We start from the raw sequence: 14,037 nt of genomic DNA on the forward strand, positions 1-14,037 counted from the left end.
GGGCTAAACAATGAAACAACGATTAGTACAACTTATCGCCCAAACTGAACTGCAGGTCACAGAACAGCAACTTGACCAGCTGATCGGTTATGTAGAACTGCTGCACAAATGGAATAAAGCGTATAATCTGACATCTGTCCGTGATCCTAACGAAATGTTAGTTAAACATATTATGGATAGTATTGTAGTCAGCCAGTATTTAGATGGTTCAAGTTATATTGATGTCGGTACTGGTCCAGGACTGCCCGGTATTCCGTTAGCTATTATGTGTCCTGATAAGTCATTTACCCTGTTAGATAGCTTAGGTAAACGCATTCGCTTTATTCGCCAAGTGATCCATGAGTTAAAAATTACCAATGTGACACCGGTACAAAGTCGTGTTGAAGAATTTGAAGCGGGTGATGGCTTTGATGCAGTGTTAAGCCGTGCGTTTGCGTCGATGGCTGATATGGTGAACTGGTGTCATCATTTGCCAAAATCGGGCGGTCATTTTTTTGCATTAAAAGGGCAATACAGTGAACAAGAAGCCGCTGATTTGCCAGAGTGGTGCTCAGTTATCGAAGTGAAATCTTTACAGGTTCCTGATTTAGACGGTGAGCGTCATTTAGTAGTCTTGACGGCAAAGGATTAATTGTTGAGGTTTTCTCGTGGGAAGAATCATAGCGGTAGCAAATCAAAAAGGTGGCGTAGGTAAAACTACCACCTGTGTAAATTTAGCAGCATCTTTGGCTGCAACCCAACGTAAAGTGTTAGTGGTTGATCTTGATCCACAAGGTAATGCAACCATGGCCAGTGGGGTCGATAAATACCAAGTTGATGCCACCGCTTATGATCTTTTGGTCGAGGAAACGCCATTTAACGACGTTGTCATAAAAGAAACCACCGGCGGTTATCATTTGATTGCCGCCAATGGTGATGTCACAGCCGCTGAAATAAAATTGATGGAAGTGTTTGCCCGTGAAGTGCGTCTACGTTCATCACTCGCCAAGGTTCGTGATGACTACGACTATATTTTTATCGATTGCCCTCCTTCGTTAAACTTACTCACTATTAATGCCATGACGGCGGCTGATTCGGTATTAGTACCAATGCAGTGTGAGTATTTTGCTCTTGAAGGCTTAACTGCATTAATGGACACCATTAGCAAACTAACAGCGGTAGTGAATAGTGAACTGAAAATTGAAGGTTTACTACGCACTATGTTTGATCCTCGGAACCGATTAGCTAACGAAGTGTCTCAGCAGCTGAAGAAACATTTTGGTGACAAAGTATATCGTACCGTTATTCCTCGTAATGTCCGTTTAGCAGAAGCGCCAAGTCATGGTCGCCCTGCAATGTATTACGATAAGTATTCAAGCGGAGCAAAAGCCTATTTAGCGCTGGCGGGAGAAATGATCCGTCGCGATGAATTAGCATTACAAACAGTGACTTCTGAGGACGCATAAGGCTTTTCATGAATTTTAATAAACGTGGTTTAGGCAAAGGCCTTGATGCTTTGCTTTCGACCAGTGCTGTTGCACAAGCTAAACAGCACCCCCAACAACAAGTGCCTACGACTTCAAATGCCGATGGTGAACTATGTGAGCTTGCGATCGAACGGCTGCAATCTGGTCAATACCAACCCCGTAAATCAGTGGCTGATGATACCCTTGCCGAACTTGCTGAATCGATTCGTGCCCAAGGGATCATTCAACCTATTGTGGTACGTCGTTTGGTCGATCAAGGTTTTGAAATTATTGCCGGCGAACGCCGTTGGCAAGCGGCTAAAATAGCGGGATTAACGACGGTGCCGTGTTTGGTTAAAATCGTTGATGATCGGGCTACCATTGCCATTGCGTTGATTGAAAATATTCAACGTGAAGATCTAAATGCAATAGAAGAAGCGGTTGCATTAGCACGATTACAGCAAGAGTTTTCACTGACTCACCAGCAAATTGCTGAAGCCGTGGGTAAATCACGTGCTGCAGTCTCTAACCTATTGCGATTAAACCAGTTAAGCGAACCTGTTAAACAATTAGTCGAGCAGAAAAAGCTCGAAATGGGTCATGCAAGGGCTTTATTATCCTTAGATGAAGTTCAACAGTTAGCTACAGCACAAAAAATTGTCAATAATTTGTTAACCGTACGTGAAGCTGAAAAACTGGTTAAAACACTGTTAAATCCATCAATACCTAAAGTGCCTGTCCCACAAAGTGAACACGTCGCTTTATTGCAAAATAGACTAACTGAGCAATTAGGCACTAAGGTGGCGATTAATCAAACGAAAAGTGGCAAAGGAAAAATCGTTATTAACTTTGATCAACAAGACAAGCTAGAGCAAATTCTTGCAATGCTTGAGAATAAATTGTGATGTTAAATGTGTAACTTTTGTTAAAAACATAACATCATCGTGATCAAGTTAGAGTGTTGTAAAATCTAACTGTTTTTTTTGCTGCTATTTGATTGCAATCAATCTTATGAGCCGTATAATTTTCGCTGTTTTCCCAAGCACGGATCGTGTAAAGGAATGGACTCGAGGAACGAATACATGGTATCGACGCTAGCTAAACCGGGACGCCAATTGGCAAAACGGTTGCTGTTACTACAATCTGGCGTCGTGATAGCAACGGCATTAACGGCAGTTTTTGCTGTCAATGTTGACTGGGGAATCTCTGCATTGATTGGTGGCGGCATCTTTGTGATCGCCAATACTGTCTTCGCTGTGTGTGCCTTCATGTTTAGTGGTGCTAGGAATGCACGGCTAGTCATGGCGTCATTTTATGGCGGAGAAGTGCTTAAAATTCTTATCACAGTCATCCTTTTTGCCATTGCTTACCTGTATATGGGAGTGGAACTTGTTCCCCTCAAACTAACCTATTTGCTGGCCCTTGGTATTAATATTTTTGGACCGGTTTTATTCATTAACAACAACAAATAGGATGAGTTATGGCTGCGCCAGGTGAAGCGCTAACGTCTGCAAGTTATATCACTCACCACTTGACCAACTTATCAACTGATAAATTGGGCTTGGCGAGTGAAGGTAGCTTCTGGGCGGTAAACATAGATAGCCTTATCTTCTCAGTTTTGACCGGTTTAGCTTTCCTATGGCTATTTCGTTCAGTTGCGAAGAAGGCGTCATCAGGAGTTCCAAGTAAAGTACAATGTTTTGTCGAAATGGTGGTTGAATTCGTTGATACCAACGTTAAAGATACCTTCCATGGTCGCAATCCACTTGTAGCTCCGTTAGCACTGACCATTTTCTGCTGGATTTTACTGATGAACATCATGGACCTTGTGCCTATTGATTTCATCCCGTATGCCGCACAAAGTGTTGGGATCCCTTATATGAAAGTGGTTCCAAGTGCTGACGTTAACATCACCATGGCAATGGCGCTAGGCGTGTTCGCATTGATGATTTACTACAGCATCAAAGTGAAAGGTCTTGGCGGTTTTGTTAAAGAACTGGCTCTTCACCCGTTCAATCACCCTATCATGATCCCGTTTAACCTACTTCTTGAAGTGGTATCGTTACTAGCGAAGCCAATCTCACTAGGTATGCGTTTATTCGGTAACATGTTTGCAGGTGAGGTGGTGTTTATCCTAATCGCGGCGCTAATGCCGTGGTGGGCTCAATGGCTAGGCTCGGTACCGTGGGCAATTTTCCACATCCTGGTCATTACAATTCAAGCATTCGTATTCATGATGTTAACTATCGTGTACCTGTCTCAGGCACATGAAGACAATCATTAACGATTATTTGTAACATTTTTTTTATTATATTGGCGTTTTAGCCGACAACTATAAACTGGAGATAGTGATGGAAACTTTACTAAGCTTTTCTGCAATTGCCGTGGGCATTATTGTAGGTCTTGCTTCCCTTGGTACAGCGATCGGCTTCGCACTTCTAGGTGGTAAATTCCTTGAAGGTGCTGCACGTCAACCTGAAATGGCTCCAATGCTTCAAGTTAAGATGTTCATCATCGCTGGTCTACTTGATGCGGTACCAATGATCGGTATCGTAATCGCGCTGCTATTCACATTCGCAAACCCATTTGTTGGTCAGCTAGCTGGTTAATAAATCGTAATGTCAGCTTGTTTCAAGCTGACATTAAGTAGCAAATGGACTCTAGCAACCCTTTTAAAGGAGATGCGTTGTGAATATGAATGCAACTTTGCTGGGTCAAGCTATCGCTTTCTTCCTCTTCGTGGTGTTCTGCATGAAATATGTATGGCCACCGATTATGGAAGCGATTGAAGAACGTCAGAAAAAAATTGCTGACGGCTTGGCTGCCGCAGATCGCGCAGCCAAAGACCTTGACCTTGCACAAGCGAATGCTTCTGATCAACTAAAAGAAGCGAAACGCGCTGCGAGCGAGTTGATCGAGCAAGCAAACAAGCGTAAAGCTCAAATTATCGATGAAGCAAAAACGGAAGCACAAACTGAGCGTGAGAAAATCCTTGCGCAAGGTATGGCTGAAATTGAAGCGGAACGTAATCGTGCTCGTGATGAGTTAAGAAAACAAGTTGCAACTCTAGCTGTGATTGGTGCTGAGAAGATCATTGAGCGCTCCATTGATGTGGATGCTCAAGCCGATATTCTTAACAAAGTCACTGCAGAACTGTAATTAAAGGGGCAAGCATATGTCACAAATGACTACAATCGCACGCCCCTACGCTAAAGCAGCTTTTGACTTTGCGGTCGAGACGAACCAGCTAGCTCAGTGGGCAGAAATGCTGAACTTTGCTAGTGAAGTAGCACAAAATGACACTATGCAGGATGTACTGGATAGCGGATTTGCTGCGGATAAGTTAACTGAAATTTTTGTTTCAGTATGCGGTGAGCAACTCGATGAATTCGGTCAAAACCTTCTAAAGGTGATGGCTGAAAATGGACGCCTTAAGGCGCTACCTGATGTCTGTGATGAATTCATGACTCTGAAACATGAGCATGAGCACACCATCGAAGCGACAGTAATTTCTGCTATTGCTTTAGATGATAATCAACTAGATGCCATTAGCGTGAAACTTGAGCAGCGTTTAGCGCGTAAAGTTATGCTGACTTGCAGTGTAGACGAGACCCTGATTGCCGGGGTTGTAATTAGAGCTGGAGACCTTGTTATCGATAACTCTGTACGGGGCAAATTGAACCGTCTGAGCGATACTTTGCAGTCTTGATTTGGGGAATTGGAGCATGCAACTTAATTCCACGGAAATTAGCGCACTGATCAAACAACGTATTGAAAACTTCAACGTTGTAAGTGAAGCGCGTAACGAAGGTACTATCGTTTCTGTAAGCGACGGTATTATTCGTATCCATGGCCTTGCTGACGTAATGCAAGGTGAAATGATTGAACTACCAGGCGGACTATTCGCACTAGCACTTAACCTTGAGCGTGACTCGGTAGGTGCAGTTGTAATGGGCCCTTATGCTTCTCTACAGGAAGGCATGAAGGTAACCGGTACTGGTCGTATTCTTGAAGTACCTGTAGGTCCTGCGCTACTTGGTCGTGTTGTAAACACACTAGGTCAGCCAATCGATGGTAAAGGTCCAATTGAAACAGAGACATTCTCTCCTGTTGAAGTAATTGCACCGGGTGTAATCGATCGTAAATCTGTTGATCAACCAGTACAAACTGGTTACAAAGCAGTTGACTCAATGATCCCAATCGGCCGTGGTCAGCGTGAGCTTATCATCGGTGACCGTCAGACCGGTAAAACAGCGATGGCTATCGATGCCATCATCAACCAGAAAAACTCTGGTATCTACTCTGTGTATGTGGCTATTGGCCAGAAAGCTTCAACGATCGCTAACGTGGTTCGTAAGCTGGAAGAGCACGGCGCACTGGAAAACACTATCGTAGTTGTAGCATCAGCATCAGAAGCTGCTGCGCTACAATACCTAGCACCATACTCTGGTTGTGCGATGGGTGAATACTTCCGTGACCGCGGCGAAGATGCACTGATCGTATACGATGACCTGTCTAAGCAGGCTGTTGCTTACCGTCAAATCTCACTATTGCTTAAGCGTCCACCAGGCCGTGAAGCATTCCCTGGTGATGTTTTCTACCTTCACTCACGTCTTCTAGAGCGTGCTTCTCGTGTAAGCGAGCACTACGTTGAGAAATTCACTAATGGTGAAGTGAAAGGTCAAACAGGATCGCTAACGGCACTACCGATTATCGAAACCCAAGCGGGTGACGTATCGGCATTCGTACCGACTAACGTTATCTCTATCACCGATGGTCAGATCTTCCTACAAACAGAGCTATTCAACGCAGGTATTCGTCCCGCTGTTGACCCAGGTATCTCTGTATCACGTGTAGGTGGTGCTGCCCAAACCAAGATCATCAAGAAACTGTCGGGTGGTATTCGTACCGCACTTGCACAGTACCGTGAACTTGCAGCGTTTGCACAGTTCTCGTCTGACCTTGATGACGCAACAAAGAAGCAGCTTGATCATGGTCAGAAAGTGACTGAACTGATGAAGCAGAAACAATACGCGCCAATGTCTGTATTTGAGCAAGCGATTGTTATCTTTGCCGCTGAAAAAGGTTACTTGAACGATGTTGAAATCGTTAAGTTAGCTGATTTTGAAGCTGCGTTGCTTTCTTACGCGAAAGGTCAGTTTGCTGAGCTTGTAGCTCAGATAGATGAAACGGGTGCTTACAACGATGAAATTGCTGCGCAGCTTGCAAAACTGCTAGAAGATTTCAAAGCTACCCAGACTTGGTAATTGGTTGGTGATCGCTTGCGATCACCTTCTAACGGAGAGTAACGATGGCCGGCGCAAAAGAGATTCGTAACAAGATCGGTAGTGTTAAAAACACGCAGAAGATCACTAAAGCGATGGAAATGGTGGCTGCTTCTAAAATGCGTAAAACGCAGGAAGCAATGGAGTCATCACGTCCATACGCACAAACTATGCGCAAAGTGATCGGTCATATCGCCCTTGGTAGCCTCGAGTATAAGCATCCTTATCTTGAAGAGCGTGAAGCCAAGCGCGTTGGTTACATCATTGTTTCAACTGACCGTGGTTTGTGTGGTGGCTTGAACATTAACTTGTTCAAAAAAGCGATCACTGATATTCAAACATGGTCAGATAAAGGTGCCGATGTTGATTTAGCGCTAATTGGTGCAAAAGCAACGGCATTCTTTAATAGCTACGGCGGTAACGTAGCAGCTCAAGTATCAGGCCTTGGTGACACGCCAAGTGTTGATGAGTTGATCGGTACTGTTGGCGTAATGCTGAAGAAATATGATGAAGGCCAACTGGATCGTCTGTATGTGGTTTACAACCAGTTTGTAAATACCATGGTACAGCAACCAGTGATTGATCAATTGTTGCCTTTGCCTAAGTCAGAAGACGAAGAAATGCAGCGCAATCATTCTTGGGATTATATTTATGAGCCCGAGCCTAAACCACTACTAGATACCCTACTGGTTCGTTATGCCGAATCACAAGTGTACCAAGGTGTGGTTGAGAACCTTGCTAGTGAGCAAGCGGCACGAATGGTCGCGATGAAAGCTGCAACAGATAATGCAGGGGATCTAATTGATGAACTGCAACTTGTGTACAACAAAGCCCGTCAGGCTGCGATAACACAAGAACTGTCAGAAATCGTTTCTGGTGCATCTGCTGTTTAAGGCAAAGAATTAATAAGTTTAGAGGATTAACGATGGCTACAGGTAAGATCGTACAGATCATCGGTGCGGTAGTCGACGTAGAGTTTCCACAGGACTCTGTACCACAGGTATACGATGCCCTTCATGTTGATGCGAAAGAGAACGGTACACTAGTACTGGAAGTTCAGCAGCAACTTGGTGGTGGTGTTGTTCGTGGTATCGCTATGGGTACTTCTGATGGCTTACGTCGTGGTTTGTCTGTTGAAAACACAGGCCGCCCAATTGAAGTGCCAGTAGGTACAGCGACTTTAGGACGTATCATGAACGTTCTTGGTCAACCTATTGATGAGTGTGGTGAGATCGGTGAGCAAGAGCGTTACGCTATTCACCGTGAAGCACCAAGCTATGAAGATCAGTCAAACGTAACTGAACTCCTAGAAACAGGTGTTAAAGTTATCGACTTAATCTGTCCATTCGCTAAGGGTGGTAAGATTGGTCTGTTTGGTGGTGCGGGTGTTGGTAAGACCGTTAACATGATGGAACTTATCAACAACATCGCCCTAAAACACTCAGGTTTATCTGTGTTTGCAGGTGTTGGTGAGCGTACACGTGAAGGTAACGATTTCTACTTTGAAATGCAGGAAGCTGGTGTTGTAAACATCGAAAAACCTGAAGAATCAAAAGTAGCAATGGTTTACGGTCAGATGAACGAGCCACCAGGTAACCGTCTACGTGTTGCATTGACTGGCCTTACAATGGCTGAGCGTTTCCGTGACGAAGGTCGTGACGTACTGTTATTTATCGATAACATCTACCGTTACACCCTTGCAGGTACTGAAGTATCTGCACTACTAGGTCGTATGCCATCTGCAGTAGGTTACCAGCCTACACTAGCAGAAGAGATGGGTGTACTTCAGGAACGTATCACGTCAACGAAGTCTGGCTCTATCACGTCAGTTCAGGCGGTATACGTACCTGCCGATGACTTGACTGACCCATCACCAGCAACAACCTTTGCTCACTTAGATGCAACAGTTGTACTTTCGCGTCAGATCGCATCGCTAGGTCTATACCCTGCGATCGACCCATTGGATTCAACATCACGTATGCTTGATCCATTGGTAGTAGGTCAAGAGCACTACGATATTGCACGTGGTGTTCAGAGTCTACTTCAACGTTATAAAGAGCTAAAAGACATCATCGCTATTCTTGGTATGGACGAGCTATCTGAAGAAGATAAGCAAGCGGTATCACGTGCACGTAAGATTGAACGTTTCCTAACTCAGCCTTACCACGTAGCAGAAGTCTTTACTGGTGACCCAGGTATCTACGTAACGTTGAAAGACACACTACGTAGCTTCAAAGGCTTATTAGCGGGTGAATACGACGATATCCCAGAGCAGGCATTTATGTACTGTGGTGCGATTGAAGACGTATTAGAAAACGCGAAGAAGCTGTAAGCTAATTAGGAGGCGACATGGCAGCGATAACTTTCCATTTGGAAGTAGTCAGTGCTGAGAAACGTCTGTTCTCTGGTCGTGCTGAAAATATTCAAGTAACGGGTAGTGAAGGTGAACTAGGTATTCATGCCGGTCACACCCCACTACTTACTGCTATCACCCCTGGCATGGTACGTATTACCAAACAAGGTGGTGAGGAAGATGTGATTTATCTTTCTGGCGGTATGCTTGAAGTTCAGCCTTCTGCAGTGACGGTATTAGCCGATACAGCTATTCGTGGTGTTGATTTAGATGCCGCGAAAGCAGAAGAAGCTAAACGTCAAGCTGAGGAGCGTATCCATAATCAGCATGGCGATATTGACTTCGCACAGGCAGCCAGTGATTTAGCGAAAGCCATTGCTCAGCTTCGAGTGATTGAACTAACTAAACGCGCACGCTAGTCTGACGCTAAAGTAATATAAAAAGCGACCATTAAGGTCGCTTTTTTTATACTGATCATTTGAGACATTAGGTTTATGACGTAAACGAGAACGCAATATTTGTCATAAAAGTCGCTTGTTGATTGAGATAGTTGCGAGGTATACGTGTTATTTATTGGTGAGAAATAAACAATTACGCTTAAAACCTGCCAAGCTAGACGGTACAATAAAGATTAAATAAAAATTTATGCATCAAGAGGGATATCCCATCATGAGCTTCAGTGCTGTGATTTTAGCCGCGGGAAAAGGCACCCGTATGTATTCTAACTTGCCAAAAGTGCTTCACACTTTAGCGGGTAAGCCGATGGTCAAACATGTTATTGATACATGTAATGATCTTGGTGCGAAAAATATTAATTTAGTTTATGGCCATGGTGGCGACACCATGCAACAGGTATTGTCCCAAGAATCAGTTAACTGGGTACTACAAGCCGAACAATTAGGGACAGGTCACGCGGTTAATCAAGCGACTCCTAATCTTGCTGATGATGAAAAAGCATTGATTTTATATGGTGATGTGCCACTAATTAGTGCGCAAACGTTAGAAAATCTGCTTGATGCTCAGCCTGATGGTGGTATTGCTCTACTGACTGTTGTTCTTGATGATCCAACGGGTTACGGTCGTATTGTCCGTCGTAATGGTCCTGTTGTTGCGATCGTAGAGCAAAAAGATGCGACTGAAGAGCAAAAACTGATCAAAGAAATCAATACCGGTGTAATGGTTGCTAATGGCGGTGATCTAAAGCGTTGGTTAGCGGCGCTTAAAAATGATAATGCGCAAGGTGAATACTATTTAACGGACATTATTGAAATTGCTCACGATGAAGGCCGTGCCGTCGAAGCGGTACATCCAGTCAGCCCGATTGAAGTTGAAGGGGTCAATAACCGTATTCAACTTGCCCGTCTTGAGCGTGCATTTCAAGCACAACAAGCTGAGCGTTTATTAGAGCAAGGCGTAATGCTACGCGATCCTGCTCGCTTTGATTTACGCGGTTCATTGCAATGTGGTACCGATGTTGAAATTGATGTTAACGTTGTGATTGAAGGCAGCGTGAGCATTGGTGATAACGTCGTTATTGGCGCAGGTTGTGTGCTTAAAGATTGTGAGATTGATGATAACTCAATTATCAGCCCATACAGTGTGATTGATGGGGCAACGGTTGGTGAAGCCTGTACAGTCGGTCCATTTGCTCGTTTGCGTCCAGGAACAGAACTGCAAGCTCAAGCTCATGTGGGTAACTTTGTTGAAATGAAGCAAACACGTTTAGGTGAAGGCTCTAAAGCTGGCCATTTAACTTACCTTGGTGATGCAGATATTGGTGCCAACGTTAACATCGGTGCAGGTACCATTACTTGCAACTACGATGGTGCGAATAAGTTTAAGACAGAAATTGGCGATGATGTGTTTGTTGGATCTGATACCCAACTTATCGCCCCTGTTAAAGTCGCAAGTGGTGCAACTATCGGTGCTGGTGCAACAATTAATCGTAATATCGGTGAAGGTGAGTTAGTGATCACTCGCGCACCGGCTCGAACAATTCAAGGTTGGAAACGTCCAACCAAAAAGTAATTAGATATCAATTTACTTTTTTAAAAAGCAGGAGCTTTCTCCTGCTTTTTTATTATGAGTTTCCAATTTACCCCTCTATATTCCTCTAATTTTTCTATCTCAGTAGTTATTTCGAGATGAAAATTATACTCAATCTGCATATTTGTTATTGATCGATTAATTTTTAAAACGCTATACTAAGTTTCAAATCGAAACTTAACCTGTCATTTCAAAACTTATGTCTAAACGTAATACGCAACAACGACGCCATGCTATTGCTGCTATGGTTGGTATTGAAGGTGAAGTTAGTGTGGATACACTTGCTAGTCACTTCTCGACCTCTGAGGTCACAATTCGTAAAGATCTCGCGGCATTAGAAAGTTCTGGCTTATTACTGCGCCGATACGGTGGTGCCATTGCTATGCCGAGCGAAATAGTTGCAACTGACTCAGAAGAAAAGGTTTCAGAACGAAAGTTAGCGATAGCTATTGCCGCGGCTGAGCAGATCCGCGATCACAATCGCATTATCGTTGATTGTGGCAGTACAACAGCAGCATTAATTAATCTACTAAGCACTAAGCAAGGCTTAGTAGTGATGACTAATTCTTTGCAAGTCGCGAATGCACTGAATGCACTTGAAAATGAACCGACCTTATTGATGACGGGCGGTACATGGGATCCGCATTCAGAATCCTTCCAAGGCAAAGTTGCAGAATCCGTATTGCGTTCATACGACTTTGATCAGTTATTTATTGGTGCTGATGGTATTGATATTGCGCGTGGCACAACTACCTTTAATGAGCTGACAGGGTTAAGTCGAGTAATGGCTGAAGTTTCTCGTGAAGTGGTGGTAATGATTGAGTCTTGTAAGGTTGGACGAAAAATTCCGAATTTAGAGTTAGCGTGGCAAGGGATCGATACTTTAATTACCGATGATGGCATGAGTGATGCTGATACTGTCGCGATAGAACAACAGGGTGTGCGAGTGATTCGTGCCTGTAGTGAACAATAACAAGTTGTAAAGGATAGCAGTTATGTGTGGGATTGTAGGTGCCGTAGCACAACGTGATGTAGCAGAGATCTTAGTTGAAGGCTTACGTCGATTAGAATATCGAGGGTATGACTCAGCCGGTCTTGCTGTTGTTGATGAACAATTTCAATTACAGCGCTTACGACGGATAGGGAAAGTTCAAGCCTTAGCTGATGCCGTTAATGAAACGCAAGTTATAGGCGGAACAGGTATTGCACATACACGTTGGGCAACACATGGTGAACCCTCAGAAGCTAATGCTCACCCTCATGTTTCTGACGAACATATAGCGGTTGTTCATAATGGAATTATCGAAAATTACCAAGTATTACGTGAGCAATTACAACAACGTGGTTATATTTTTCATTCTCAAACCGATACTGAAGTAATTGCACATTTAGTTGAGTGGGAGTTGCGAACTACCGATTCTTTACTAACTGCAGTGAAGCAAGCTGTTGCTCAACTTGAAGGCGCTTATGGTACCGTGGTGATGGATAGTCGCGATCCTGAACGCTTGGTTGTTGCGCGCTCTGGCAGCCCGTTGGTGATTGGATTAGGTGTGGGTGAAAACTTTATTGCGTCTGATCAATTGGCTTTGCTTAATGTGACTCGTCGTTTTATGTTTTTAGAAGAAGGTGATGTTGCCGAAGTCACCCGTCGTGATATTCGAGTGTTTAATCAACAAGGCGAGTTGGTTGAACGTGAAGTTACCGAATCTAATATTCAGCATGATGATACGGATAAAGGTCATTATCGTCACTATATGCAAAAAGAGATCTTTGAGCAGCCAAGCGCTCTGATCAATACCATGGAAGGCAGGATCCGCAACAATCGTGTGATCTTGGAAAGTTTTGGTAATGAAGCGAAAACGATCTTTGATCATGTTGAGCATATTCAAATTATTGCTTGTGGTACCTCCTATAACGCGGGCATGGTGGCACGTTACTGGTTTGAATCTATTGCTGGAATTAGCTGTGATGTTGAAATCGCCTCTGAGTTTCGCTACCGCAAATTTGTTACCCGTCCAAATAGCTTATTGATCACCCTTTCTCAATCAGGTGAAACGGCAGATACCTTAGCAGCACTGCGTTTAGCAAAAGAAAAAGGCTATATGGCTGCGATGACAATTTGTAATGTTGCAGGCTCATCTTTGGTTCGTGAATCTGATTTAGCTTTTATGACCCGCGCAGGGGCTGAAATTGGGGTCGCATCAACTAAAGCATTTACTACGCAGTTAGTCGCGTTATTAATGCTTGTAACTGCGTTAGGTAAGCAGCAAGGTAAGATTGATAATGAGCAAGAAGAAAAGATCGTTCATTCACTACAGCAATTACCTAGCTTTATAGAGAAAGCATTAACGCTTGATAAACCAATTGAGTTATTGGCTGAAGAATTCAGCGATAAACAGCACGCATTATTTTTAGGTCGTGGTGAGTTCTACCCTATTGCTGTTGAAGCCTCACTTAAATTAAAAGAGATCTCGTACATTCATGCTGAGGCTTATGCGGCTGGTGAATTAAAGCATGGCCCACTTGCGTTAGTTGATGCTGAAATGCCTGTGATCGTCGTGGCACCTACTAATGATTTATTAGAAAAGCTTAAATCCAATATTGAAGAAGTACGTGCTCGAGGTGGATTACTGTATGTTTTTGCAGATAGTGGAGCTGGTTTTGAAGAAACCGACGGTATGAAAATTATGACTATGCCGAGTGTGGATGAAATCATTGCTCCGATTTTTTACACCATTCCGATGCAGTTGTTGTCGTATCACGTGGCTTTAATTAAAGGAACTGATGTTGATCAGCCTCGTAATTTAGCCAAAGCCGTGACTGTTGAGTAATGTAAAATGAGAAAAGACGCAACTTGCGTCTTTTTTATCGACATGCTAGTTAAGGTTTATCGTGTTGCGAAATAAAA

The 14,037-nt window shown here is 43.7% G+C and carries 15 protein-coding genes; all 15 read left to right on the forward strand.

What is annotated here, in order from left to right; genetic code table 11:
- Nucleotides 1–10: 10 nt before the first annotated feature.
- Complete coding sequence (rsmG, locus tag I3259_RS10090) at nucleotides 11–631, forward strand: 16S rRNA (guanine(527)-N(7))-methyltransferase RsmG (protein ID WP_238029501.1); 621 nt, start codon at nucleotides 11–13, stop codon at nucleotides 629–631.
- 16 nt (nucleotides 632–647) lie between these two features.
- Entirely contained in the window at nucleotides 648–1,445 is a 798-nt protein-coding gene (locus tag I3259_RS10095) for a ParA family protein (RefSeq protein WP_238029502.1), read from the forward strand.
- Nucleotides 1,446–1,453: 8 nt separating this feature from the next.
- Nucleotides 1,454–2,350 (forward strand): ParB/RepB/Spo0J family partition protein, encoded by an 897-nt coding sequence (locus tag I3259_RS10100; protein WP_238029503.1) that lies wholly within the window; start codon nucleotides 1,454–1,456, stop codon nucleotides 2,348–2,350.
- 177 nt (nucleotides 2,351–2,527) lie between these two features.
- Nucleotides 2,528–2,917, forward strand: a complete 390-nt coding sequence (locus tag I3259_RS10105) for a F0F1 ATP synthase subunit I (RefSeq protein ID WP_238029504.1) — start codon at nucleotides 2,528–2,530, stop codon at nucleotides 2,915–2,917.
- Between the two features lie 8 nt (nucleotides 2,918–2,925).
- Nucleotides 2,926–3,729, forward strand: coding sequence for a F0F1 ATP synthase subunit A (atpB, locus tag I3259_RS10110; protein ID WP_238029505.1), 804 nt, complete (start codon nucleotides 2,926–2,928; stop codon nucleotides 3,727–3,729).
- Between the two features lie 67 nt (nucleotides 3,730–3,796).
- Nucleotides 3,797–4,054 (forward strand): F0F1 ATP synthase subunit C, encoded by a 258-nt coding sequence (gene atpE, locus I3259_RS10115; RefSeq protein WP_005372317.1) that lies wholly within the window; start codon nucleotides 3,797–3,799, stop codon nucleotides 4,052–4,054.
- A gap of 79 nt (nucleotides 4,055–4,133) precedes the next feature.
- Entirely contained in the window at nucleotides 4,134–4,604 is a 471-nt protein-coding gene (gene atpF, locus I3259_RS10120) for a F0F1 ATP synthase subunit B (protein WP_005372318.1), read from the forward strand.
- A gap of 16 nt (nucleotides 4,605–4,620) precedes the next feature.
- Nucleotides 4,621–5,154 (forward strand): F0F1 ATP synthase subunit delta, encoded by a 534-nt coding sequence (gene atpH, locus I3259_RS10125; protein WP_238029506.1) that lies wholly within the window; start codon nucleotides 4,621–4,623, stop codon nucleotides 5,152–5,154.
- A 16-nt stretch (nucleotides 5,155–5,170) separates the two neighbouring features.
- Nucleotides 5,171–6,712: a F0F1 ATP synthase subunit alpha gene (gene atpA, locus I3259_RS10130; protein WP_006647571.1), complete on the forward strand. Its 1,542-nt coding sequence runs from the start codon at nucleotides 5,171–5,173 to the stop codon at nucleotides 6,710–6,712.
- A gap of 44 nt (nucleotides 6,713–6,756) precedes the next feature.
- Entirely contained in the window at nucleotides 6,757–7,623 is an 867-nt protein-coding gene (atpG, locus tag I3259_RS10135; RefSeq protein WP_006647573.1) for a F0F1 ATP synthase subunit gamma, read from the forward strand.
- Between the two features lie 32 nt (nucleotides 7,624–7,655).
- Complete coding sequence (gene atpD / locus I3259_RS10140) at nucleotides 7,656–9,062, forward strand: F0F1 ATP synthase subunit beta (RefSeq protein ID WP_107208084.1); 1,407 nt, start codon at nucleotides 7,656–7,658, stop codon at nucleotides 9,060–9,062.
- A gap of 17 nt (nucleotides 9,063–9,079) precedes the next feature.
- Nucleotides 9,080–9,502 (forward strand): F0F1 ATP synthase subunit epsilon, encoded by a 423-nt coding sequence (locus tag I3259_RS10145; protein ID WP_005372333.1) that lies wholly within the window; start codon nucleotides 9,080–9,082, stop codon nucleotides 9,500–9,502.
- A gap of 250 nt (nucleotides 9,503–9,752) precedes the next feature.
- A complete protein-coding gene (glmU, locus tag I3259_RS10150; protein ID WP_238029507.1) occupies nucleotides 9,753–11,111 on the forward strand; it encodes a bifunctional UDP-N-acetylglucosamine diphosphorylase/glucosamine-1-phosphate N-acetyltransferase GlmU in 1,359 nt (452 codons plus the stop codon).
- A 217-nt stretch (nucleotides 11,112–11,328) separates the two neighbouring features.
- Nucleotides 11,329–12,102 carry a DeoR family transcriptional regulator gene (locus I3259_RS10155; protein ID WP_238029508.1) on the forward strand — a complete coding sequence of 258 codons (774 nt, stop codon included), beginning with the start codon at nucleotides 11,329–11,331 and terminating at the stop codon, nucleotides 12,100–12,102.
- Between the two features lie 22 nt (nucleotides 12,103–12,124).
- A complete protein-coding gene (glmS, locus tag I3259_RS10160) occupies nucleotides 12,125–13,960 on the forward strand; it encodes a glutamine--fructose-6-phosphate transaminase (isomerizing) (RefSeq protein ID WP_238029509.1) in 1,836 nt (611 codons plus the stop codon).
- Nucleotides 13,961–14,037: the final 77 nt, after the last annotated feature.

It is taken from the genome of Photobacterium sp. Ph5, from assembly GCF_022129445.1.
GTDB lineage: Bacteria > Pseudomonadota > Gammaproteobacteria > Enterobacterales > Vibrionaceae > Photobacterium.